This window comes from Methanosarcina mazei S-6 (assembly GCF_000970205.1).
Lineage (GTDB): Archaea > Halobacteriota > Methanosarcinia > Methanosarcinales > Methanosarcinaceae > Methanosarcina > Methanosarcina mazei.
Window position 1 is genome coordinate 3,663,187 of sequence record NZ_CP009512.1, and the last position, 24,549, is coordinate 3,687,735.

Annotated in this window: 23 protein-coding genes and 2 pseudogenes; 11 read left to right on the plus strand and 14 right to left on the minus strand. The window is 44.3% G+C overall.

All coding sequences use genetic code 11. From position 1 onward, the window contains the following. Window positions 1-560: 560 nt before the first annotated feature. The 4 genes from aroC to MSMAS_RS15755 all read right to left on the minus strand — a co-directional run bounded on the left by aroC (window position 561) and on the right by MSMAS_RS15755 (window position 4,373). Window positions 561-1,658: a chorismate synthase gene (gene aroC / locus MSMAS_RS15740; RefSeq protein WP_048038102.1), complete on the minus strand. Its 1,098-nt coding sequence runs from the start codon at window positions 1,656-1,658 to the stop codon at window positions 561-563. Window positions 1,659-1,663: 5 nt separating this feature from the next. Beyond that, the gene (locus MSMAS_RS15745; protein WP_011033653.1) at window positions 1,664-2,584 is read right to left on the minus strand and encodes a cation diffusion facilitator family transporter; all 921 of its coding nucleotides are present in this window, start codon (window positions 2,582-2,584) and stop codon (window positions 1,664-1,666) included. A gap of 371 nt (window positions 2,585-2,955) precedes the next feature. Continuing rightward, window positions 2,956-3,699, minus strand: a complete 744-nt coding sequence (ribB, locus tag MSMAS_RS15750; protein WP_011033652.1) for a 3,4-dihydroxy-2-butanone-4-phosphate synthase — start codon at window positions 3,697-3,699, stop codon at window positions 2,956-2,958. Further along, entirely contained in the window at window positions 3,696-4,373 is a 678-nt protein-coding gene (locus MSMAS_RS15755; protein ID WP_011033651.1) for a winged helix-turn-helix domain-containing protein/riboflavin kinase, read from the minus strand. Before MSMAS_RS15755 ends, ribB begins: the two co-directional genes overlap by 4 nt. 204 nt (window positions 4,374-4,577) lie before the next feature. On the opposite strand from MSMAS_RS15755, the gene nrpA reads away from it, so the two are divergent. From nrpA to MSMAS_RS15790, 7 genes are all read left to right on the plus strand, one after another. Beyond that, entirely contained in the window at window positions 4,578-5,060 is a 483-nt protein-coding gene (gene nrpA / locus MSMAS_RS15760) for a transcriptional regulator NrpA (RefSeq protein WP_319424394.1), read from the plus strand. 218 nt (window positions 5,061-5,278) lie between these two features. Continuing rightward, entirely contained in the window at window positions 5,279-5,914 is a 636-nt protein-coding gene (locus MSMAS_RS15765; protein ID WP_011033649.1) for an HVO_0476 family zinc finger protein, read from the plus strand. After that, window positions 5,856-6,587 (plus strand): protein-L-isoaspartate O-methyltransferase, encoded by a 732-nt coding sequence (locus MSMAS_RS15770; protein ID WP_011033648.1) that lies wholly within the window; start codon window positions 5,856-5,858, stop codon window positions 6,585-6,587. The genes MSMAS_RS15765 and MSMAS_RS15770 overlap by 59 nt, the downstream gene beginning before the upstream one ends. 109 nt (window positions 6,588-6,696) lie before the next feature. Then, window positions 6,697-7,161, plus strand: coding sequence for a bifunctional nuclease family protein (locus tag MSMAS_RS15775; protein ID WP_011033647.1), 465 nt, complete (start codon window positions 6,697-6,699; stop codon window positions 7,159-7,161). 232 nt (window positions 7,162-7,393) lie between these two features. Further along, complete coding sequence (gene hisF / locus MSMAS_RS15780) at window positions 7,394-8,215, plus strand: imidazole glycerol phosphate synthase subunit HisF (protein ID WP_011033646.1); 822 nt, start codon at window positions 7,394-7,396, stop codon at window positions 8,213-8,215. 170 nt (window positions 8,216-8,385) lie between these two features. Then, window positions 8,386-8,673: a MazG nucleotide pyrophosphohydrolase domain-containing protein gene (locus MSMAS_RS15785; protein ID WP_011033645.1), complete on the plus strand. Its 288-nt coding sequence runs from the start codon at window positions 8,386-8,388 to the stop codon at window positions 8,671-8,673. A 273-nt stretch (window positions 8,674-8,946) separates the two neighbouring features. Beyond that, entirely contained in the window at window positions 8,947-9,348 is a 402-nt protein-coding gene (locus tag MSMAS_RS15790) for a hypothetical protein (protein ID WP_011033644.1), read from the plus strand. A gap of 641 nt (window positions 9,349-9,989) precedes the next feature. Here the strand turns inward: MSMAS_RS15790 and MSMAS_RS15800 are convergent. Continuing rightward, window positions 9,990-10,856: an NmrA family NAD(P)-binding protein gene (locus MSMAS_RS15800; protein ID WP_048046795.1), complete on the minus strand. Its 867-nt coding sequence runs from the start codon at window positions 10,854-10,856 to the stop codon at window positions 9,990-9,992. A gap of 204 nt (window positions 10,857-11,060) precedes the next feature. Here MSMAS_RS15800 and MSMAS_RS15805 point away from each other — a divergent pair, with 204 nt between their 5' ends. The 3 genes from MSMAS_RS15805 (at window position 11,061) to MSMAS_RS15815 (ending at window position 14,551) form a co-directional block, all read left to right on the plus strand. Beyond that, window positions 11,061-13,667 (plus strand): DUF3656 domain-containing U32 family peptidase, encoded by a 2,607-nt coding sequence (locus MSMAS_RS15805; RefSeq protein ID WP_048047027.1) that lies wholly within the window; start codon window positions 11,061-11,063, stop codon window positions 13,665-13,667. 25 nt (window positions 13,668-13,692) lie between these two features. Then, window positions 13,693-14,142 (plus strand): nucleoside 2-deoxyribosyltransferase, encoded by a 450-nt coding sequence (locus MSMAS_RS15810; protein WP_015412026.1) that lies wholly within the window; start codon window positions 13,693-13,695, stop codon window positions 14,140-14,142. 151 nt (window positions 14,143-14,293) lie between these two features. After that, entirely contained in the window at window positions 14,294-14,551 is a 258-nt protein-coding gene (locus tag MSMAS_RS15815) for a pro-sigmaK processing inhibitor BofA family protein (RefSeq protein WP_015412025.1), read from the plus strand. 27 nt (window positions 14,552-14,578) lie between these two features. Here MSMAS_RS15815 and MSMAS_RS15820 read toward each other — a convergent pair whose 3' ends face one another. Together MSMAS_RS15820 and lysS are read right to left on the minus strand one after the other, a co-directional pair. Continuing rightward, entirely contained in the window at window positions 14,579-15,319 is a 741-nt protein-coding gene (locus tag MSMAS_RS15820) for a class I SAM-dependent methyltransferase (RefSeq protein ID WP_015412024.1), read from the minus strand. Beyond that, entirely contained in the window at window positions 15,316-16,929 is a 1,614-nt protein-coding gene (gene lysS / locus MSMAS_RS15825; RefSeq protein ID WP_015412023.1) for a lysine--tRNA ligase, read from the minus strand. Before lysS ends, MSMAS_RS15820 begins: the two co-directional genes overlap by 4 nt. 192 nt (window positions 16,930-17,121) lie before the next feature. Between lysS and MSMAS_RS19075 the strand changes: the two genes are divergently transcribed. Further along, window positions 17,122-17,277: a hypothetical protein gene (locus MSMAS_RS19075; RefSeq protein WP_015412022.1), complete on the plus strand. Its 156-nt coding sequence runs from the start codon at window positions 17,122-17,124 to the stop codon at window positions 17,275-17,277. Between the two features lie 352 nt (window positions 17,278-17,629). On the opposite strand, the gene MSMAS_RS15830 is transcribed toward MSMAS_RS19075, so the two are convergent. The 7 genes and pseudogenes from MSMAS_RS15830 to mttB all read right to left on the minus strand — a co-directional run bounded on the left by MSMAS_RS15830 (window position 17,630) and on the right by mttB (window position 24,525). After that, entirely contained in the window at window positions 17,630-18,271 is a 642-nt protein-coding gene (locus MSMAS_RS15830; RefSeq protein WP_011033637.1) for a PepSY domain-containing protein, read from the minus strand. A gap of 602 nt (window positions 18,272-18,873) precedes the next feature. Beyond that, window positions 18,874-20,277 (minus strand): annotated as a pseudogene (gene mtbB, locus MSMAS_RS15840) ([dimethylamine--corrinoid protein] Co-methyltransferase). Between the two features lie 55 nt (window positions 20,278-20,332). Beyond that, a complete protein-coding gene (locus MSMAS_RS19315) occupies window positions 20,333-20,482 on the minus strand; it encodes a hypothetical protein (RefSeq protein ID WP_015412019.1) in 150 nt (49 codons plus the stop codon). An 18-nt stretch (window positions 20,483-20,500) separates the two neighbouring features. Next, window positions 20,501-20,794 (minus strand): hypothetical protein, encoded by a 294-nt coding sequence (locus MSMAS_RS15845; protein WP_011033634.1) that lies wholly within the window; start codon window positions 20,792-20,794, stop codon window positions 20,501-20,503. A 1-nt stretch (window position 20,795) separates the two neighbouring features. Beyond that, window positions 20,796-21,857, minus strand: a complete 1,062-nt coding sequence (locus MSMAS_RS15850; protein ID WP_011033633.1) for a DMT family transporter — start codon at window positions 21,855-21,857, stop codon at window positions 20,796-20,798. A 500-nt stretch (window positions 21,858-22,357) separates the two neighbouring features. Continuing rightward, a complete protein-coding gene (locus tag MSMAS_RS15855) occupies window positions 22,358-23,008 on the minus strand; it encodes a cobalamin B12-binding domain-containing protein (protein ID WP_048036796.1) in 651 nt (216 codons plus the stop codon). Between the two features lie 29 nt (window positions 23,009-23,037). Beyond that, window positions 23,038-24,525, minus strand: a pseudogene (gene mttB, locus MSMAS_RS15865) ([trimethylamine--corrinoid protein] Co-methyltransferase). Window positions 24,526-24,549: the final 24 nt, after the last annotated feature.

A 24,549-nucleotide genomic window follows, 5' to 3' on the forward strand; every position in this document is an offset into this window, starting at 1 on the left:
GCAGAAAGGCTGCTATTACCACTTTTAATTTCAAGAAAGATCCCTCGTATTTTGAATTAAACAAACGGATTCAAAAAATTAAAAATCTAAGATCCCCCGGAGACACGATTATGCAATCCTTAATAGCTCTTAAAACCAGAATAATCATGCCCTAAAAGAAGAGGTATGGAGTTCAGACGATCATGGAAAGTATATTAGAACTCCATAATTCACTTCTAGCAAACTCTATATAAATTTTCTATCCATACTATAAAACTAACATTTTTTCATGCTCTTTTATGCTTTTTGGGAAGATAGTATCCTTTATATCCCTGATTATTTAATATCATTGACAGAGAGTTTATAGAGTAGCAGTTGCTGCAGTTGATTTCCACGGATAAAAAAAGTAAATAAGGTCTTTTGGATAACAGGCTAAAAAACGCTCATGACATTCCTGGAATAACAAGCCGAAAAAATGAAAGTATCCGGAAGTACTTTCATGCTAAGAAAGATGATTTGTGGTTTGGAGTGTTTATTATCGAAGCAAACCGGAGGATACAAGCTAAATTATGCTTATTTCTTCACCCTAACAGGGTCCTGGGATTGATAAAGCCGCTTCTGAGCATATGGTCGGCAAGCACGAGGGCAACCATGGCTTCTGCAACCGGCACCATGCGCGGAGGAATCGTGGGGTCATGCCGTCCTTTAATCGCTATTTCGGCATTTTCCCGGGTTGTGAGATCAACCGTTTGCTGAAGTTTACTTATGGAAGGGGTGGGCTTTACTGCTACACGGCAGACGATGTCCAGGCCCGAGGAAATCCCTCCGAGGATGCCGCCTGCGTTATTGCTCGAACAGGTAACTTTTCCGTCTTCCATGAGGAAGGAATCGTTCATTTCACTTCCGCGCATACGGGCAGCCTCAAACCCGGCTCCGATTTCAAAGCCTTTGACTGCGGGAATGCTCATAAGAGCTTTTGCAAGGTCTGCATCAAGCCTGTCAAAAACGGGTTCTCCGAGACCTGCGGGGACTCCTTTCACCATTACCTCGACAATTCCGCCCGCGCTGTCTCCTTCCTGCCGGAGGGCTGAAACCTTTTCAAGCATTTTCTTTGCAGCTTCGGGGTCTGCGCAGCGAACAGGAGTTCTTTCAACATTTTCAAGGATTTCTTCAAAAGAGAGTGATTTTGCCCGGATCCCGCCGAGTTCGAGAACGTGTCCAACAATCCGGATTCCGTAATGGGAAAGTAAAAGCTTTGCAAGGGCACCGCCTGCAACCCTTCCTATAGTTTCGCGAGCTGAAGACCTGCCTCCTCCGCGGTGGTCCCGAATTCCGTAGCGGGCAATGTAGGTAAAATCAGCATGTCCCGGGCGGGGAGTATTTTTAATGGCATCATAAGAAGAAGACCTGGCATCCGAGTTCCAGACAAGCATGGAGATGGGAGTCCCCGTGCTCTTGCCCTCGAAAATTCCGGAGAGTATTTCCACACTGTCAGCCTCGCTTCGAGGTGTGGAGACCTCGCTCTGTCCCGGACGCCGCCTGTCCAGCTCTTTCTGGATGTCGGCTTCGGAAAAAGGAAGCCCTGCGGGCAGCCCGTCAACAACAACTCCGACAGCCCTGCCGTGGGACTCCCCCCAGGTCGTGATTCGAAACATCTGCCCGAAAACGTTTCCAGCCATGCATCTTAAGTGGTTTTTTTGCTATATGATCCTTGGGGTAAGGCAGGTTCAAGGTGCACAACCACATCAGTAACATCATTATATTCGGCTTTCAGCATTTTGCTTACCCTGTGGGAAATAAGGTGCGCTTCTTCAAGAGTAAGGTCAGCCTGCACAAGCACATGCATATCTATCCGTATATCGCCCATGCCTCCGCGAGTCCTGATCTTATGGCAGCCCAGAACTCCTTCTACTCCCAGAACAAGGTTACAGATCTCGTCTTCTTCAAGCCTGGACATGTCAAGAAGTACCTTTGAACTTTCCTTCATGATCCTGAACCCTGCCCTGAAAATAAGAAAAGATATAAGAACAGCGATTAGAGGGTCAAGAAGGGGAAAACCAAGCTTTACGGCAGCCAGGCTTAATATCACTGACAGGGAGACATAAATGTCGCTTTTTGTATGCAGGGAGTCCGCAATAAGAACCTGGCTCCTCAGGGCTAAACCCTGCCTGTATTCGTAGCGGGTGACCAGGTAATTAATGCACATTGTGCCGATTATCACAAGAAAACTTATAGCTGTTACCTCAGGTACACTCCGGATGAGGAACCTGTCAAGCGCATGCCTGAAAATCTCAACTCCCACGTAAAGAAGGAGAAGGGCGATAAAAATAGAGGCTATGGTTTCATATTTCTGGTGCCCGTAAGGGTGCTCTTTATCGGGGGGGCGTGCTGCAATAAAGCTTCCCACAAGTCCCACAATATTGGATACCCCGTCGAAAAGTGAATGGTAGCCGTCGGCGGTCATGCTGAGGGTGCTGGTTAAAGTCCCGTAAATAATCTTAGCAAAAGCTACTGCAAGGTTCAGGAAGAGTACAATCAAAAGAATTCTCTGGACTTTTTTAAACCTCTGTATCGCCGGACAGCACCTCCTGAATCCAGACCTCAAAATAACAGGACAGAAAGCGATAAATCAAATAATGTAAGTCAGAATGATGCTATATATTCTATACTACTTGTGTTGATTTATATTATAATATTCTGCTACATTAAAATTGAGAATTACTAAGAGGCAGAAAAACAGGTTGACTGCCTTTTATTTTTTAGTTTTTTCATAAACGGAAGGCGCTTTTAAAGAAGATACCTGTAAAGAAGAGAAATGAGAGTTTAAGAAAGGATTGAAAAGGATTCAGAGTTTTAAGAAAGGATTGAAAAGGATTAAGAATTTGAAAAAAGAATTGAGAAGGATAGAGAAGTTTAAAAAAAGAATTGGAAAAGATAACGAATCAAAAAGAAAAAAATGAGAAACAGGGAAGATTTTCAGCAATCTGTACCTGCCCAGAGCAAATAAGCTTCAACTATTTCCCGCCCTTCGAGGAAGACAAGCCCGTGTTCTTTTCCGTATTCTTTTGATTTTTCTTTTGAAAGGGCTTTCCCGCTGTCATCGTCCAGCATTTCACAGACAACCATCGCAGGGGTTATTCCTGCCATACGGGCAAGTGCAACCGAAAGTTCTGTCTGGCCCATGCGCTCATCAAGGAGCCCTTCGGCAGCCCTGAGGAGAGCAACGTGCCCTGGAGTCCTGAACTCGTTTCCAAAACGGACCCCGTTTCCTGAAAGGGATTCTTCTGTGATCTCACCTATTTTCCTGATTGTAAGGGCTCTTTCAATGTCAGGAATGCCTGTCCTTGTGTCCCTGTGGTTGACCCAGAGAGAGAAAGAGGAATGGGCATCGTATTTGAGGTCTCCGTCTTTTTCAACAACTTCCCCAAGGGAGTCGCTGGTCTTGCTGGCTTCCCTTACAAGGTCTGCCATGAACGGCAATTTAAGCTGTTTTGACGCCACCGGGTCCACTGCCACGCAGATAAGACCACCGGCATCTTTCCGCATCCATTTCACATCAGTATAAGTGACAGCTTTCGCAGGAATTACAAGATCTGTTTCTCCTTCTCTTGAATCCGAGTCATAGATCTGGATCATTTTTCCGGCACGCAGGGCTTCCAGAGCCCTGTTAATATTTTCATTGCTATATTTCAGACATTCATAGGCCATGTTCTCGCTCATTTCTGTCCCTCCATACCCTGCTTTTTCAGCTGTGTCACAACTCTGTCTCCATCTTTCAATTTCAGGGCATCCCTGAGTTTTACCGGTGCAATAATCTCAATTAAATCCGAAGGGTAATGAGTCCTGTCAGGGACTACAACAGCAGCATCTATGCCCTCTACTCTGACAGGATAACAATTTCCACCCCCGAAAGTGCGTTCTCCATCATTAAAACCGTCTATCCGGACAGAAGGCATTTCTCGAAGCCTGTTCCTGAGAGCTGAACTGTTTTCCGAGAGCTGCACGTTAAGGGTTCCGGGGAAGGGGATGAAGTGCAGTTTTTCTTCAAATTGAGTCCTGTACCCCGGGATATTTATATAATACTGACCTTCACCAAGACCTTTGAGGACGTTTCCTTCAAGCTCCAGAGTATCGGGCTCTGAAGAAAAGATCCTGCTGTATTCGACGTATTCGTTCTTCAGGATTTCAATCCCTTTTTCTGTCATTTTTATCAACTGGCCACCGGGCACCAGTTCTCTTTCGATCAACCGCTCTTTCTCAAGCTGTTTTAACTTTCGAGCTGCGGTTTTGGAACTGTCTCCCGTATGCTTGTGAAACTCACTCGAAGAGACTTTAACAGTTTTATTTACTGCCCCTATAAGGGCAAGTTTCTTCAGGTATTCAATGTCCGGCACTGTCGGCACCCATGTTACCTTAATTTTGAGATGCGTCTCAATTATGAGATAGAAAACTACGCATTTCAATATAATAAAACTTTTGATATCGAGCGAGGCACTAGGAAAGAGGAAGCAGTATTCCTAAAGCATATATAAAAAGCTTTACGAAACTATTAAGTATAATAAGAATAATTAAAAATGAGACCTGCCATGACATAGCATATCAAAATAGAATGCCCCTCATGCTCACCTGAGGAAAAAGTCCCGCATGAACTGATAAAATTTGGGATAAGCCCACTGGTGCACTGCCTTGAGTGCGGGCTTGTTTACATTGTCTCAGGGTTAAAAGTCCCTGAAAAAATAAGCGTAAGGGTCTTCGTAAACAGGATAGAACATCCTTTCACGCACTGGGTAAAGTTGAACGCCGGAGAACTTCTGCGAGAAGATGAAGAAATAATTCTGGATAAAGTGAAAACCGGTTACGGAAGCCCATTTGTTATAACTTCGCTTCAGATTGGAGTCAGAAGGGTGCCTTCTGCCCTTGCCGAGGAACTCGATACAATCTGGGCAAGACCTCTGAATGAAATTACATTCGCAAAGAGAAGAAAAATAAGGCAAAAACACCCGATGTCCTTTGAAAATATTACATCCACAGCTGGAACTTCCACTGCTTCCGAATATTTGGAAGTAGTTGATGAAAGCTGATTTTTAAACAGGCAACCACAGTTTATAGACTGCAATTTATGAACTACAATTTATGGACTACAATTTATAGAGATCTATTTTTGCAAAACTCTGCTTTTACTCTTACCTTTACCTCCCTGAAACTTTTTTTCTTCCCATCGCCCTTCAGAACACATTCTTTAAAACATCACCGGAGAAGTTAAGTATTTAGTATTTTGAATCCATCTATTGATTAGACTATGATGAGAGAAATTGAAGTCGAATGCCCCACATGTTCCCCGGAAGAAGAAGTCGGGCATGAAGTTCTTAAAGAAGGGCAGAGCCCGCTTGTCCGATGTCTGGAATGCGGACAGGTACATGCAGCGAAGATAAAAACCCCAAAATCAGTCAGTTTGAAGGTTATAGTTAGCAAGAAGGATACTTCAAACACCTACAGAACCGAACTGGATTCTGAAACCGTTCTCCAGGTAGATGAAGAACTGGTTGTGGATGACGAAGAAACAGGAATGGTATGCCCTATCCTGATTACAGCCCTGGATGCAGGAGGAAAAAGGGTCAAAGTAGCCAGGGCAGAAAACACCGAAACAATATGGGGAAGAGCCATCGATGAGGTGACTGTAAAGTTTTCTGCACAGGAAGGAACTGAAAAAACAGAAGTAATTGAGAAACGTGTTCCCGGAGACTATGAATTTGTCGTGGGAGCAGAGGAAAGAGCTGGAAATACCCGTCTTTTCATTACCAAGATAAAGATTAGAGACGGGAATTTCAGATCCAGAAAAGGTGACGCTGTACTTGCAAAATATGTGAAAAGGATTTTTGCCAGAAAGAAGGGGGATAGTTCTGGTCAACGCAGTTTCAGAAAAGGACCTTGGTGAGGATAAAAGAAAAAGAGAAAAAGAAAAAGAATGTGAGAAGCTCCGCAAGCTCCTTGTAGAAGGTCTTGAAGGTTTCGTAATAGACGAAAAAGTGCTCCAGGCCATGCTCCGTGTCCCAAGGCACAGGTTTGTTCCGGAATATGAGCAAAGGGCAGCTTATGTAGACATGCCTCTTGAAATAGGCCATGGGCAAACAATATCTGCCCCCCACATGGTTGCTATGATGTGTGAAATCCTGGAGCTGGCTGAAGGGCATAAAGTTCTGGAAATTGGAGCAGGTTCAGGATATAATGCTGCAGTGATGTCAGAGCTTGTAGGAAAAACCGGGCATATTTACACTGTGGAGCGGGTAGAACCTCTTGCAAATTTTGCAAAGAAGAACCTGAAAGAAGCAGGGTATAAAAATGTTACAGTTTTACTTGAGAATGGGTCAATGGGTTATCCCGGATATGCCCCCTATGACAGGATAGCTGTAACATGCGCAGCTCCCAATATCCCTGAAACTCTCCTGGAACAATTGAAGCCCGGGGGTATAATGGTAATCCCTGTGGGGAGCTATTCCCAGGAGCTAATCAGGGTTAAAAAAGACAGCACAGGCAAGATATACAGGAAGAAAAAAGGCGACGTTATCTTTGTGCCTATGATTGGCAAACATGGCTTTCGAAGGATTTGAGAGAGAGAGAACCGGAATTAAAAAGTATAAAATAAAACTCAAAGATTCTTCTTTAATAATCTGAAAAGAATTAATAAATTATTAATAAGTGTGAAATTAACTACTTGATATGGACATCGATATATACGAGGATTTTGAAGAAATTCATGTAAAAGATGTCTATATAGTCGATGTGTTCAGTGACCCTACCCCTGTTGTGCTTCTTGAGAACCTGAAAGGAGAAATGCTTCCTATATATATAGGTCATCTGGAAGCCCTTTCAATAGGGAACGTACTTAAAAACATTTCTCCTCCTCGCCCCATGGCGCATGACCTTATGGTCAATATTTTCGATCGCCTGGACATAAAAATTGAAGGCGTGTTAATTGACGATAAGGTGGATAAAGTATATTATGCCCGCCTTCTGGTAAAAAAAGATAACAGCATAATGCAGTTTGATGCACGACCAAGCGACTGCATTGCACTTGCGCTCAGGGTGGGAGCCCCGATAAGAATACGGAAGAGAGTGCTGGAATGTTCAGAGATAGAGATGTCCAGACTTGAAGGCGCACGCGTGATAAACATTTTCGGCTAAGAGAATATCTTGACAAGGACACCTGGTTAAATCCGGTTTTTTTGCAGAAATCACGGCGGGTTCATCTTTGCCAAAAACCTTTATTCGATCCTGTTTTTTCAAACAATCCCGCCTTTTCGAAGAAACCTGTTTTTCAGCAATTTCTGCCCCGTAAGCAGCCTGACCCTTTCCGGATTTCTGCCTGTTTAATTTCAATAAGCTTTTAATAACAGTTAATTTCATTATCCCTTAGATGCTCACCAAAAGAATCATACCATGCCTTGATGTAACCCTTGACAGAGCAGGCGGCTGTGTCGTCAAGGGCGTGGAGTTTGTGGACCTGAAAGAAGCCGGAGACCCTGTGGAGCTCGCCAAGCGTTATAATGAAGACGGTGCAGACGAGCTTGTTTTTCTGGACATCACAGCTTCAGCTCACGGCAGGGAAACCATGATCGATGTAATAGAAAGGACTGCAGACGAGGTATTCATCCCCCTTACAGTGGGGGGCGGCATCAGCTCGATTGAAGCTATCCGCCAGATCCTCAGAGCAGGTGCTGATAAGGTTTCTGTTAATACATCAGCAGTTAAAAATCCTGAATTTATCAAAGAATCTTCCGACATATTCGGAGCCCAGTGCATTGTTACTGCCATTGACTGCAAGCGAAATACCAATGTAAAGGACAATCCAGATAAGACCATTCTGGAGCTGGAAGACGGGACACCTGCCTGGTATGAAGTGGTAATTTACGGAGGCAGGAAAAACACGGGTATTGATGCAGTCCAGTGGGCAAAAAGAGCAGAGGAGCTGGGTTCAGGGGAAATCCTGCTCACAAGTATGGACAGGGACGGAACCTGTGCAGGGTATGACATCCCTATCACAAGAAAACTCTCAGAAGAACTTGATATCCCGATTATCGCCTCCGGAGGAGTGGGAAACCCCCAGCACATCTATGAAGGCTTTTCGGATGGAAAAGCCGATGCCGCCCTTGCAGCAAGTATCTTCCACTTCGGGGAATATTCGATACAGGAAGTAAAAGAGTTCCTCAAGGAGAGAAAAATCCCTGTCAGGCTCTGAAATCCGAAAAACAGAATTTTTAGGATCTATCCGAACAGATTTCGGCCTGGCAGACTTATCCAGAATGGAGATTTCCAGACAGGAATTTTGTCCGATCCTATCATTTAATGCCTTAAAAGGGTCAGCCGAACAAAAGATTGGCAGAAAATACCGGAAAAGGTGATAAAGTTATGGAAATTTCCGAGTTTCAAAAGCTTATGTATGAACTCTATGCCCACAATGACATAAGGAGGGGCGGAAAGGCTACAATGCTCTGGCTGGTTGAAGAAGTGGGAGAACTTGCCGAAGCTATTCGCAGGGAAGAGCCCGAAAACATAGAAGAAGAACTTGCAGACTGCTTTGCCTGGATAGGTGCTCTTGCCAACCTTTACGGAGTAGACCTTGAAAGGGCATTCCTTAAAAAGTATCCTGGAGTCTGCCCCACCTGTGGGAAAAAGCCCTGCATCTGTACTGACTGATTACAGAGTACAGGAATATTCAGGGATATTTATTAAATTTAATGGAAGCTCATATTCAAAACCCTTAATTTTCAGGCTTTGCCTGTATTTTCAGTAATTCTTTTTATGCTTTAATTTTTTCAGGGTTTCCAATCTTTCAAACTTTTGCCTGGACACTATTTTTCTTCCATTATTATATTAACTCTCATATTTTTTGAGATACTTTTTTATTTATTAGAGGCAATCTCTTATCTGGAATTTAACGGAATTCTTTATTTATCGGGGTAATAGAAGATGTCAGAAACACAAAATATGGAAGCTCTTGAAGGTTTGCAGCTGAAGATCCTGAATAATACCGAGGAGAACTTTGTGCTTCAGGCTCAGAAGATTGAAAAAGGGAAATATAAGAAAGGCTACGCGGCTCCGGAAAATGTCGGGTCTTATGAGGAAAAAAGTTTCGAGCTCATCGCATGTGAAGGAAGCTGTGAAGGCGGAGCAGATATCGAAGGATGGATTAAATACGGCATAGGGTGCTCGGAGGGATATTTCAAGATACATTTCAAATACATAGGAAAGCAGGACAAAGTCAGCTATTCCTGTGAATCCCATATGCATGATGGAAAAATACTATGTGAGACATCGAAGGATAAGAAAAGCAACAGAATTGTGACCTGGATAATAGGACCAAAAGCATAAACCGAAGGAAATTCGTCCGGACTTTGTCCAGCAACACTTCACTCAATAACCCCTTTTGTTATATTTGCTCTGCCACAACCATCAGTTATAAATTTAATGTTTCTGGCAGAGCAAATAAAAAACTCTTCTAACCTGCCTGAATTCTCATTATTTACAATAACCAGAAATGGAATTAATAACCAGAAATGGAAATTAATAACCAGAAATGGATTTTTATATGACGATTTTTATAGGAAAAAGCGTAAAACCCCGAAGTCTTTAGCTTCGTGGGATATAAGCGTCAACTTCCAAACTGTTAACCGTTATATATTCTGTAAGTTATTAAGTATCTTCAAAACTTTTTTAATATTAGATTTTGCTGTCACCACAACCTCACAGTTCCTAAGAACGTTGCTGAATTTCAAAGCGAAAACCAAGCGAGGTAACGTTTGAACATCGGGGAGTTGGATAACAGGGCAAGAATCATCCTGAAGGGATTGGGATTAAGCCGTGGAAAGACGGTAGCTGTAAGCATCTCAAGTACAACCTCACGCTCATATCTGTTTCACCTTCGGAACGAGGGGCTAGAGCCTGCACGACTTGCCTCCAATGGGAGAAGGGATGACTCAGGAAGCCACCCCAGTCTTTAGCTGAGTGGTAGTTCACGACATATTTAATATGACGCTTTGCAGATAGTTTTTAAAATTTGTGGAAAAACGGAGCCGATTGGTTGTTTCGTTTTTAGTTTTTCCGTCAATAACTGCTTTTGTCATAAGCATAAGATTCCTTGCCCCATCTTTTGAGAATCCTGCCTGTATCAGTGTATTTTCCCATTCTTCAGGCAACACCTGCTGTAAAGTTAAATTTTTATTTAATACATCTCCAAATATTTTGGCGATATCTGAAGAACTATAATCATGGGGCCCGGAGATTTCATATATTCTTTCCTGCTGAGTTTTGCAGGTCATTACGTCAGATAAAAAACCAGCAACATCTGGAGGGGCAATCATAGGCAGCTCCAGTTCAGGTGGAAAAAAAGTCGGCAGTATTCCATATTCTCTGACCAGTTCCAGGTATCCGAGCCAGTTGCTGAAATAATAAGCAGGCCGGACAAAGACCTGTTCAATTTCAAGATCGGAAAATGCATGTTCAAGCATATAAGATGCCATCAGATTGCCTGTCCCGGATTTGTGCTGTGCGCCCATGGAAGATAAGCCAACAATTTTAGAAATCCCGGATGATAAAACAGCTTCTCTGTAATTGCTTATAATCCTTTGAATCTCGTTTATAAAATTCTCAGATTCAGGATTTTCAGGCGTTAATAGAAAAACTGAACTTCCACCCTGAAAAGCCTTTTTTAAGGCTTCTACATCTAAATAATCCGCAATCTTAACCTCAACACCCTTATTTTTCAGGCCCTGTGCTTTAAGACCATCTCGAACAACAGCTCTTACTGGCTGACCTTTATCTAAAAGGTTATCAACGAGCATTGAGCCGACCTGTCCTGTTGCTCCCAGTATTATATTCATATTATACCTTCCAGACATGAGGATAATTTGTAATTAAATTTAGTTTTTAAATCTAGTTGGATTGCCTGCCAGTTAAACAATTCCTCACACTAAATAACTCCTCAAATTAAACAATTTCTCAGATTAAACAGTTACCGCTCAGGTATTCCTGAAAAAGAAAGGATGCCAAAGTTTAATAAAGAGCATACTCAGTTATCCCATCTGATGAAGCCTGCAAAACCTGAACTGCTGGCTCCAGCCGGCGGCATGGAAGCTCTGATGGCAGCCGTAGAAAACGGAGCCGATGCTGTATACCTTGGAGCCAGGGCTTTTAGCGCCCGAGGATATGCATCCAATTTCTCAGAAGAGGAGATTGAAAATGCTATTGATTACGCCCACCTCAGAGGCGTGAAGGTATACGTAACAGTAAATACCCTGCTCAAGGAAGGGGAAATAGAAAGCGCCCTTATGCTGCTCTCCCGCCTGAGAGAAATGGGGGTAGACGCGATAATCATTCAGGACCTCGGGCTCATTTCCCTTTCCAGAAAATACCTCCCTGACCTTCCACTCCATGCGAGTACTCAGATGACCCTGCACAACAGTGTAGGTGCGGGGTTTATAAAGGGTCTGGGAATCGAAAGAATTGTGCTTTCACGGGAAGTTTCGCTTGAAGACATAAAAACGGTAAAAGAAAGAAATGACGTCGAGATCGAGGTATTCATACACGGAGCTCTCTGTATTTCATATTCAGGGCAGTGCCTCCTTAGCAGCCTGATAGGAGGAAGAAGCGGAAACAGAGGATACTGTGCCCAGCCGTGCCGCAAAAAGTACAGGCTTTACTGTAACGGGAAGCAGGTAAAAACTACAGGCAGCTATCTTTTGAGCCCTAAAGACCTTAACACGGCTACAGCCCTTGGGCCTCTTATAGAATCAGGGATAGAGTCTTTCAAAATAGAAGGCAGGATGAAAAGGCCGGAATACGTTGCAGGAGTTGTCAGGATCTACCGCCGCCTGATTGACAGATACCTGAAAGACCCTGCCGGATATTCAGTTTCCGAAGAGGAACAGGAGACTCTTACTCAATTATTTAACCGCGGATTTACCTCAGGCTACTTTTTTGAGAACCCGCGAGGAAAACTCATGAGCCGGGAAAACCCGCATAACCGCGGAATTCCTGCCGGCAGAGTTATCAGTTATGACAGGCGCACAAAACATCTCCGCGTAAAACTCTCAAACTCCCTCCGCCTGGGGGACGGAATAATGGTCGAAAACGCAGAGACCCGACCTGAAGATAAAGGAAAAATCATATCCTCGATGTATACTGAAAAAGGCCCTGTATACAGCGCAGAAAGAGGCGAAGTCGTAGAAATTCCTTTTGACTCAAGGGCGCCGTCAGGGAGCACAGTTTACAGGACACACGACAAGAAGCTTATGGACTCCCTCAAAAAAGAAAGCGAATCAGGGTCCCTGAGGCCAAAGATCCATATCTCCCTCAAAGCAACCATCGTTCAGGGTAAACCTGCCAGACTCGAAGTGATGGACAGAGATTCAAATTTCGTGGTAGTTGAGTCCGGGTATCTTGTCGAGAAGGCAGAGAAATCTCCAACCTCAAAAGCACAGATTGAAAAACAACTCACAAAGCTTGGGAACACTCTTTTTGAGGCAGCCGAACTGGAAGTAAATACGGAAGAGGATATTTTCATTCCCGTAGGGCAGTTGAATGACCTCAGGACACAGGCAGTTTCTCAGCTTGAAAAACTGAGAATATCAAAATGGAAACGGGAGACACTTGAAATATTTCCTCTCTCTGCACCCGGAGAAAAAAAGGCAGCAGAAATAAAGAAACCGGAGACGACAGGAGGATTGGAGGAGAGAGGAGAGAAGGATAGAACGAAATCGCAGAAACCTTCAGAAAGACCCTTAATTTCGGTTTCCGTATATTCCCTGGAAGAGCTTGAAGGGGCTCTTGAAGGCGGAGCAGACTGCGTTTACTTCGGAGAAGGGCTTTTCAGGAAACCAGAAACAGCCGAAAAAGAGAAAAGCTTCAGTAAAGAAGGGATTTCCGGAACTGACCTTGATTTAATTTTTGAAAGCTCTGTCCTGAAAACCAGAGATGCAGGCAGAAAAATATACTTCACTACTCCAAAAATAGTGAAGGACTCTGAAATAAAAACAGTAGAAGAGCTTCTCTCCCGTGCAGAAAAGTTCGGAGCCGACGGGGTTATTGTTTCAAACCTTGGGACATTCAGCCTCGCAAAAGAAAAAGGGGTCCCATGCGTCGCAGACAGTTCTCTGAATATTTATAATGGTTACACTTTTGCTCTACTTCTGGAAAATAGGGCAAAAATGGCAGTCCTTTCTCCCGAACTGACACTTGAAGAGATAAAAGAGGTGGCTTCTAAAGGGCCTGCGGAATGCATTGTGCACGGCCGCCTCGAACTGATGGAATCTGAACACTGCATCGCCGGCGGGCTGCTCGGGGGAAATAAAGGGCAGTGCAGCGCTCCCTGCCGCTCAGGAAATTTTAAGCTTGTGGATGAGAAGAACTACGAGTTTCCCCTTCTCATGGACTACCAGTGCAGGACTCATCTCCTAAACTCAAGGTCTCTCTGCATGCTCGAATATGTTCCTGCGCTTATAGAAAGCGGGATTTCAAGCCTGAGGATAGAAACCCTGGGGATGGATGGGAGCGCAGAAGAGGTCAGAAAAATTACGGAAAAATACAGAAAAGCCGTTGACGCATATTATAAGTCAGGAGAAAAGACAAAGGAAAAATGTGAAGGCCTCGGAAAGGGTTTTACCACAGGACACTATTTCAGAGGTGTACAGTAAGGAATCCTGTGAGAGGTGTGAAGAAATGGAAAAAATAATACCTTCGGGACAGGGTAAAAAAAGTATCTTCCTTTCGGGATCCATAAGGGGAGGAAGACAGCTGCTTGAAACATACAGGTTCATATATGATGCTCTTGAAGAAGCAGGTGCGGAAGTGCTCAGCTGGCATGTTGCAGACCCGGAACTGGAAAAAACAGAATCAAAAATGACTGAGCAGGAGATTTATGCCAGAGACCTCGGTTTGCTTGAAAAAAGTGATGCACTGATTGCAGAGGTAACTGTGCCGTCCACTGGCGTTGGGTATGAAATATGCAGGGCGCTTGTCCGAAAAATTCCCGTACTCTGCCTTCACATGCCAGATGTGGCAGTTTCATCAATGGTGCTGGGGAACCCTGATACTCTGATGGAAGTCCGGTCCTATCCAGATAAGGAGGCACTTAAAGAGATTATTATTGATTTTATCCGGGCTCTCTGAAGAAAAATGCGCCATAAAATACATTATGTTCATCAAATAAAAGAGATCGGATGGCATTTTCAAGTACTTCTGGCACAATTTTTTTAAAAGCCCTGACTGTGTCATAAAACTCAATGATAAATATAAATAATTTGAACACTATGTATAATCTATGGTAGTTGGTATTACCGAAATCTCAGTATTAATTCTGGCAGCTGTAGCGGCATTTTTGCTATATAAAGTTCTCAAAACTGCCACCAGCCTTGCGATAAATGCAGTACTCGGAATCTTATCCCTGATAGTAGTAAAGTTTTTGCTGGGACTTGAGATCGCAATTACATGGGTGGCAGTCCTTGTCTGTGCAATTGGAGGAATTTTCGGAGCACTTGTAATAATCGTGCTCAATTATCTAAAAATAGCCTTTATATGAAAAAATTCAGAAAAAATCGGGGGCAGATCAATGTTTCCGAAAAACTCCTCTGATCATATGACGCTGATATGATTTCCCCCTGAAAGTTTTATCTTTTATTAAATTTTCCAGCTCAATAGTTTCAAACCCGTAGAAAAGTTCCCTTACCTCTTTTTCAGTAAAATAATGATAAATTATACCGTTTTGCCGAGAAAAAGTTTTTTCTTCAAAAGGGATTGAGGGCTCCCCTCCACATCGCATATCCTCACAGCCAAAACCTTCAAAAAAAACGAAGCCTCCGGGGCAGAGGATGCGGAAGAATTCCCTGACAGCAGCCCTCCTTTCTTCATTAAACAGGTGCTGGAGTACCCCATAACAGATTATCCCCTCAAATGACCCGGAATTGAAAGGGAGGTCATGCACACTTGCTCCAATGTGCTCTGCAAATCTTTCGTTTCTTTCGAGCTGTAAGCGGGAGCTGTAGAGAGCGGTTAAAGATACATCAACCCCTACCGCAATAAAATTCCTCGAAAGCTCTCCAAGGTACCTTCCGTTCCCTGAACCCGCATCAAGCACTCTTGCCCCCGGAAAAAGGAAGGCATGTAAATTTCGGATAGATGCAGGACCTCCCCATTTAAGGTGAAGGTACTCTTTATCCCAGGCAAGGAAGTGTTCTTTAGAAGAGCCTGCAAGTTCCCCTGTTGATTTATCTGTAATCTTTATGTCCTGTATGCCTGAGTTTTCTACTCCCATATCCACGGTTTCCATATTCGCCTGCCCTGTTTTCATTCGCGCTTCTCAGGGCTGTAAGTAGAAGCTTCCCTGAATCTGTTTATCAGGAAGTCCTCTTCAAAGGAAGAAAGGAACCAGCCAGCTTTAGGTCCCGAGCTCTGCCCGAGAATTGAGGTGTAAATCGCTTTGAAAAGATCTTTGGGATCTACCTGAGGAGCAGGCACATTCAATTTTTCTGCAATCAGCCTGTTAAGCTCGGAACCTTTTTCTTTTGCAGAATAAACCAGCATATGATATTCTTCTCCACTGATTTTGCCTTTTGACTCAATAAGGTCTGCAAATGCCCCGAGGAAGGCTTTCTGGAGTTCGGAAAGGGTTGCTACCTGCACGGGCACATTTTCCTTTACGCTAAATTTCGCGAACGGAGGGGCATAAAGCTCGAGCCATTTTGAGACGTTGTCCACAAGTTCCCGGATACATTTTTCATCTTCAGTTGAAAAGCCTGAACGCTTCACAATCTGGAGAATCTGCTCGAAATTTCCTCTGGCAACCTGGAAAATAGTCACCATCTGCTTGAAAGGAATTTCCGGGTGGCAGATGCCGGTAGCCCTGGAAAGCTCGTAAATCCTCTTTTCAAACTCCCCCATGGAAGGATCATTATCCCTGAACTTTTCCCTTAAGCGTTCATATTCATCAACTATGGTAAGAAGAGGCTGTGCGGGGTCGAACTGGATATGCTTTTCAGGCTTGGTACGGATGATAAGGTAGCGCAGGACTTCAGGAGGCACTACTTCGAGCATATCAGAAATCGAGACAACCACACCTGTAGAAGAAGACATTGCCCCCTGCTTCCCCAGCATAATCCATTCGTAGACTATGGGGAAAGGAGGTTCGTGCCCGTAGATTTCCCGGACGATCCTCTTTCCTGTGTCATAAGAGCCACCTCTTGAAGCATGGTCTTTTCCAAAAGGCTCGACAGTTACTCCAAGTACAGCCCAGCGGGCAGGCCAGTCCACTCTCCAGGTGAGCTTTCCCCCTCCTGCCATAGGGACTGTACCCGAGTGCCCGCAGGCACAGACATAGTCCACGGTTTCGGCATCCGGGTCAAAGCCTGTAACCTTCGTGGTGGTTATTTTTCCGCATTCGTTACAGCGCGGGTTGAAGGGGCTCCATTCTTCTGCTACGGTTTTGCCTGAGACCTCTTCAAGGATCTTTGCAATTTCATTTCTTTTTACAAGGGCTGTCTTTATCGCTTCTGTATACATTCCTGCCCTGTACATTTCGTCCGCCCTGTAAACCTCAGGGTTGATGCCCAGGCGCCTTAGAGCTTCAAGGAAGGGTTTCAGGAAGTGCTCGGAATAGTTTGCACACTCCCCGCAGGGGCATGGAACCTCAGAAATGGGTTTTCCAACATGTTCGGCATAACTCTCCGGAAGGAAAGGATAAACCTTACGCAGGGGATCGAAATTGTCAGCAATATAGATAAAGCGGGCATCTGCGCCTCTGTCAAGAAGAGCCCGATAAGCAGCATCGGCAGTCACTACCTCTCTCATATTGCCTATATGGATATGCCCTGAGGGAGTAATTCCAGTGGCTACAAGGTGTTTGCCACTCTTATTTAGCACGTCTTCGGCTATGACGTCTGCCCAGTGAATTGTGTCAGCCATATTTATCACCAGAATTTGATAGCTGTAGAGTCAGGTATGAAAACAAAAATCAGGATCTGTTCATGCATATATCTACAGGAGGTTTCCTGCATAATTATCGTGTCGACTAATAAACTTTGGGCTGGAAAAATGAAAAACCCTTCACAGCCTGATCCTTACCTCACCGTAATACTGAAACAGGAAAAACAGTAAGTGAAAAAAGAAAGAACGAGAAAGGAAAACAAGAGAGAAATGGTTCAGGAAAAAAGAAAAAAAGAAAAAAAAGTAATGGAGGTTCAAAGGCAAATTTCACAGGAGTCTGCAGAATTACAGAGATTTAAAATGGCGCTTTTGAAGCAAATCAAGTAAATTTGATTTACCAATAAATAAAAGCACGTATAAATATATAAATTTATCGTATTGAGTCGATTACCTCCGTAAGAAAGTAGAATAAGGAGAACAACTTTGCTGAAAACAACCTTCGTAGAGTCGATAATATAATAAATCCTGATATGAAGGAAAAAGTGTGGATTAATGGAAGAAAAAGGAAAATGACTGCAAAAAAATAAAATGTTTGAAATATGAAGATCAATCAAAAAAGAGCATATTTAAAAAACAGGGGATAAAAAGAGCATGTGTATAAAACAGGGAATAAAGAGAACTTTATAAAAAGTTCTCAGCCCGAAAAAAATAGTTAACTCCACCTGGAAATTTTTCGTTTTCAGCGATCATCGTCATCTGCAGGTTCATAGTTCCACTGAAGAACTGTTCCGGTGACGGCGTCAATTTCAAATTCGTATTCTGTGTTGTTAAAAAGGATAGAACCTTCATATACTGGCTTTCCATCTTCAGAATCCAGATAAAGCCGGATATCAGACTCCGTTGCTCCTGAAACTTTTGCAAGTGCTATGGACTTTGCTTTTTCTTCCCCGATATAAGTATTATTGCCGGCTGACTGTGCGCTATCGGATCTCGAATAGTTTTCCGCATCAGAGTCATAGCTTACAATGTCTCCAGTAAGCGCGTCGATATCATAATCATATTCTGTGTTACCACGGTAAAACTCGATTTCATATTCCTGTCTACCGTCATCGGTTTCAAGCCATGATTTAACAAAGGTAACATCAGTTTCTTCAAGTCCGGCATGAGCAAGTGCGATTTCCTTTGCCCTATCCAGAGTAATAACATCCTCGCTGGCAGCAGTTTCATTTTCAGGGGAGATTGCAGAATCTGCAGAAGATACCTCCTCGGAGGGCTCTGCTTCATCAGCAGGAATGGATGATGCATCTTCCGTGTCCGTACAGCCAGTAACACTGATTGCTAATATACTGATAATTATTATTGTAAATAGTAATTTTCTCACAGTAAATGCCTCTTATGTGATTTTATTTAGTGTTAAGGGTAATTTTAGTCTTAGAAATATAAAGGTGTTACTATTTAGATCTGACTTGAACATCAAGGTCAAAAGCTACCAGATGAAATATGTAAAACATAAAAGATAAAAAGAGGTCTTCCTCAATATAGAAAAAAGTATCAGGGAGCTTCTGTTCGATTCAGTTTGAAAGCAAGAAGAATAGCTTATTCCAGCCTGAAAAACAGGGAGAAAAGAGATTCGATCCTGAACGCAATAAGGCCTAAAAAATAAAAAGCAGCAGAAATACACTATGATTAATCAGAAAATTATTTTTCAAACATGCAGCCGATTAAATCATCTTTATTCAAGACCTTTGTGTTTATCTCTATTCTTACACACATTCTCCCTGCTGCTTTTTAATGAAGGAGGCAGGCATATACCCTTAACTAAAAGTTATACCTGGGACTCCTTCAAAGGTCTGTTCTTGAATTTTTTTAATCAACCGTTTTTTAATCAACCGTTTTTTAATCAACCGTTTTTTAATCAACCGTTTTTTAATCAACTGTTTTTAAATTGACCGTTTTACTGAGCGTTTTTAATTGATCTATTCTTTACCGGGTCTGTTTCCTGAAGAGATTGCAGGAATTTATCTTTACATCGAGTAGTTTCTCGATATTCATTTTAGCGGCAATTCCCTTTGCAGCACCAGGCACTGAAGTGATCACGCCTATGTCGAGTTCCTCACGGAGTTCGCGCATAACGTATTCATCCGCCAGGTCCATGGTTTCTACATTTAGCTTCTTTGCAACGTATTCCTTTGCCTCTTTAATCTTCATGTTCTTTGAGAACTGCATCCTTGCAACAAGGTCTCCTGCTGCTCTCATTCCTGTCATGCCTGAGGCCATTATGTGGGAGATCGGCATACCCAGAGGGTCGCCGACCCCGATCTATATGCCGTCTACGCCTGCAATCTCGACCATTGCCTTGCTTGCCCTTGTAACGGCATCAATCGGAGGAGTCTCAAGCATGGGAATTCCGCCGACGCCCATGCCCATGTCAACATGGCAGGGAATTGAAGAAGCCTGAACTGCTGCTTTCATAAAGTTGACAGCGCGTGCAAGGTTCCATGGAGAGGTCTTGCTTGTGTTGGTGTTGCACACAGGCCCGAAAACGTTTGCACCTGCTTTTGCAATAAGAGGAGCCTGCTGGTGTGGCCAGAGCCCTGCAAGTGTAACCCCGTCATACTGGAGGTTACCGTGCATACCAAGTACGCATTCGCCAGCCATGCCTGCTTCAATATACATGTCAGGGAACTCCTTTCTAAGAGCTTCGATTGCATGGAGGGTGCCGTACATGTCAGCATCGCCTGCGGCAGCGGTGGTGTCAAAGTTAACGCCGTCTGCTCCCGAGGCAAAGAGTTTCTGCATAACCCAGACCGTGTCCCTTGTAAGGTGCGCGGCTGCATGTTCCATGGAGTCCCAGGCTTCCTGGATCTTGAAAGCCTTCATGAGGTCTCCGGGGTTTTCGAAGGGTCCGTCAGGAGTGTAGTACAGCCCCATGTTCGGCATTGCACCGTAAAAGAGAGGGATGATCATGTTCTGCTGGCAGACTTCCATTGCCTGGCACTCGTTTGCTACGACAGGCTTTACAGGCTTGTAGCTGTAGTCGATGTGACCCAGTTCCATTGTGTCGGCGCCAAATGCCCTTTCGTGCATCATGCACCCGACAAGACGGCTGGAAGGTATACCAACACCGCTGTTGCCCTGGTCACCGTCAAGCCTTAATGTGCCTATGTCGTGTGTGACAGGGACTTCCATGCCCTGCTCGACACTGACGGCTTTGCCGGGCATCATCAAAATTTCTGCAAGCTTGTCGATTTCATCGCCGCTGAGGTCGGGAATTTCACCGAGGTCAGAGGCATTCGCCATTCCTGCCTCAAGCTCCTCTATGATCTTGTCCTTAGTAAGGAAGATCCGTTTCCCGTCTCCCATCCTTAAAGCATATTCGGTTGCCATTTTTATTCTCCACTTATATTGCTTTAGTATTAGATCTGAAAGCTGTATTCCTGGTTCAGAATTTGGACACGAAAGTCCTTGCCTGCCACAGGGCAATCACTGCCAGGATGAGGATAAAGACCATCCACATAATATCCCCAGCCGGTATGAAAGAATTTGCCCAGTAAGCGTTGTAAGCTTCAAGAGCTGCTGCTGTTTGTACCATTTTCTAACCTCCTTGAGATTATGCATACCTCATGCAGGCGTCGGAACCTCGGACTTTTCCGAAATCTGTGATCACATATTTGTGCAGGAGGAAGCCTTTTTTGTAAGTTCCTGCCTCATCGACTTTCTGCTCGATATCTTTCAGCATCCCTCCAGATGCAAGTTCAATGATATCAAAGTTGATGCTGTCCCTTCCGTATGCACTGTTCATATTGTACTCATCCTGGATCTTTGAGACAATCTCGTAGTTCCAGTACTCTTTTCCATCCAGGAAAAGCTCCAGAATTCTGAACTTAATAGGCCTGTTTCCCATCTCATTCACCTCTCAGAGTTTCAAGTGCGCTTGCATCTTCAGTGAACATAATGAAACTGCCAGCAATACAGAGGGCACCTCCGACAAGAATCGTCCACTGAGGAACTTCCCCGAAGAAGAGGAAAATGAATATGATCGCACAGAACCCGTATAAGTTTCCTATACCCTGTCCTCTTCCAACCCCTATTAGAGGGAAAGATTTGTACCAGGTAACGTAACAGAAACCAAATGTGATTCCCGCAAAGACCAGGACCAGCAGAGTCAGAGGCTCAAAAGCCTGGAATGCAAAGGAGTACATTGGGAAGCCAACGATTGCCAGAATCGGCACAATAATGATCCACCAGATGATGTTCTCTCCAAGGAAACGCAGTGTCAGGCCGGCGTCCGGTTCTGCTATATCCAGACCTTTGCCTGCGATAGCGCCTTCAATTCCCCAGCCGGCTGCAGCCATTAAACCTCCAAGGTATCCTATCCACTGGATGTTACCTGAAGAAAGCTCTGTCAGGAGTCCACCACCATAAATAGAGATTCCTCCGAGAACAATGACAGCGATACCGATTGCTGCTCTCTTTGAAATCTTTTCTCCATACCAGTAATAAGCAAGAATAGAGCCCACTACAGGATAAAGAAGACCGGCAACAGCTGCAAATGCTCCACCTATAAAGCCCATAGCAATGAAAGAACCTAGAATTGCCATTGGACCTCCGAATATTGAGGCAAGGAAGAACCATTTGGAGCAGGGTTGGAATTCTTTAAGAGTTCTGCCGAGTTCTCCATATTTGCCAAGCACTCCGTTCCAGAGCATAAGTGCGAGCATGACAGTGAGCGCGTTGAAAGCAGTAATCAACACAGCAGTTACAACCAGGGATACGCCATCTCCGTTTGTTGCGGCAATAGCGCCGTACATTTCATCAAACGGATTAAGCACCCAGACAACAGTTCCCGGGAGATACCAGATTCCCCAGAATACAGCACAGAAAAGGGCCCACATATACCCTTTACTGATTTTTCGTTTACTTTCCTGTTTTTTTAAGGCTTTTAAATCCACGGAAAATCCCTCCATTTTTCAGAGTCACTGTAGAATTCCCTCAGGGAAGAGTCCGTCTCAACCCTATTCTACAGCCTGAAAGCACAGTTTGCGAACCTTCTATCGGGCATTCATATCTCAGGGGATTATGGTTACTTTCCGATTAAATTCAGATGATATTGTTTCATGAAAACTGTACATATATTAAAAGACAGTTTATAATTACTGTATTTATTCCCTCATTTTATCCTGGTTAACTGGAGTAAGCAGGCTCTCTGAAAATTGCATCAATTTCCCATTTTTAGACAATTTTCAGAAGCCTTAAGATTCGCCAGAGAGTGATGCTGAGCAGGTGTACTGCACAGCTTTTTCTATGCTTATTGGGTTCCCGTGAGCTATAACCAGATCCGCGAATTATGAATGGGTGCAGATCCTGCCTATGCCGTCAACTACAGGTTTCGCAGCAACTGTACAAAATAAAGCTGAACAGAAAATGCATTAGACAAAATCTCCTGCATTTTCTGCTTATTGAGCCTTTAGAGTAAGGCTGCTTTTACCTTGCTGACGACATCTGTGGCACTTTCCCCATAGATGTCTGCGCCGATCTTGTCAGCCCAGTCCTGAGTAACGGGGGCGCCACCGACCATGGTCTTGACCTGGCCGCGGATACCTGCTTCTTTAAGCTGTTCCTCGATCTGGATCTGGTTGACCATGGTTGTGGTCATAAGGGCGGAGGATGCGATTATCTGTGGTTTGATTTCCTTTGCCTTTTCAACGAAGGTTTTTATCGGGACATCTCTTCCGAGGTCCACAACTTTAAAGCCTGCAATATTCAGCATGGAGGCAACAATGTCTTTTCCAATGGAGTGGATATCGCCTTCGATGGTCCCGATGACAATGGTTCCGAGGCTCTTGGTCTGAGACTTGCGCTTTTCCATTTCCGGCTTAATTACCTCTATGCCTGCATTCATTGCTTCTGCGGCTGCAAGCACGTGAGGGAGGAAAAGGGTACCCTGTTCGAACTGTTCGCCGACTTCCTGCATACCAGCAGTAAAGCCTTTCTCAATGAGTTCTACCGGGTCGATCCCTGCAGCGAGAGCTTCTGCTGCGACTTCTGCTGCAAGTTCATCATCAAAATCAGTGATTGCGTCTTTTGCTTTTGCAATTATTTCTTCTTTGTTTGCCATTTTTAGATCTCCTGAATAACCTGGTATAATTACATGCCTCTGAAAGCTTTGTCAGCTTTGTCCACAACAGCTTTCATGTCCTTGAGGATGTCTGCATCGATCGGTTTAACTACGTGGTTTTTAAGGACATCCACAACTTTTTCGTGTGCAGCGGCTGCAAGGTCCTTTGAGCCGGCTGCTGCCCAGTCTCCGAACATGCGCCTGTCAATGAGCATAGGGTCAGAGGGGTAGTTCACAAGCTGCCTGGTCTGTTTGAGTGCAAGGAAGTTGTTTCCGATTCCTACTTTCTGGATGGACTCAACTGCGAGGGTTTCCTCATTAACAGGGACTCCCTGCAGGGCTTTTTTGGTCATCTTGATGATATCGTTGTCAATAACGAGCTGTTCCATTGAGAAAGTCATACCGAGCTCAAGCATTCCGGCACCGTACAGGGTGTTTGCACCTGCAAGAGCTGGAAGGAGACAGGTCATTGTCTTTTCGTGTCCTGCCTGGTTGTCCGGGATCTTTGCATCAGACTAGGTGCCTGCCACGAAAGCGGGGAGGCCATAGAACTGGGCGAGTTTTGCGACGGATGCGCTGATCAGGCCGAGTTCGGGAGATCCAACGGGAGCAGTGCCCTTCTTCAGGTCAAAGGTTGTTGTTGAGCTTCCATACCAGACTTTGGCTCCTGGAACAGTAAGCTGGGCAAGGGTGATACCTGCGAGAACTTCTGCGTTGTGAGTTACAAGGGTCCCTGCGAGGTATACAGGAGAAGAACCGCCTGACATTGCCATACTGAGGACGTTTACAGGCATTCCGAAACGTGCACCTTTGATAATGACCTGGCAGGCATTGACACTGAGTTCAAGCGGGCTGGTCGGGCAGAGGAGCATGGAGAAGATTGGTTTTTTCCTTGCTTCTTCTTCGTCTCCGCCGTAGTAGGCATTCACGATGTCACGGTAGTATTCGACATTCTCACCCACAGGGTCAATGTGGTGGAAGTGCTTTGCAGTGTTTGTAAGCGGGGTGAAGGTCTCGTGGACGTCCTGTGCACCCTGACCTGCAATATCCCTGGCGGAAACCGGAAGGGAGAAGTAGTCGATATTTTCTGCCCAGTCACAGAGCTTTGCAATGTCTGCAATGTCCTGTTCTACGGAATCTACAGTTACGTATTTTCCGTCCTGGTACTTGCACATCTTAACACCGGTACCGAAGCAGGTCCAGTGAACTTTGCCCCCGGATTCCTGGACGGTGTTGTATTTTTTGTCGCGTCCCCAGAGGACAAACCTGGAGGGAGCGAGCTGGAGAGCTCTTCTTACAAGATATTCAGGAATTTTTACGACATTGGTCTGTTCGTTAACTTCACAGCCATTTTCCTTGAAGATCTGTCTTGCCTCGGGATCAGAGACCTGGATACCCGGGTCCATCAGAACTTCCATGGTGGCATAGTGAATTGCTTTGAGTTCATCAGTGGTAAAAAGGTTTAATTCTACACCGTTAAGTGCATTGAATCCTGCAACTGCATTACATTTTGCCATTTTTATAACCTCCGAATAAGAATG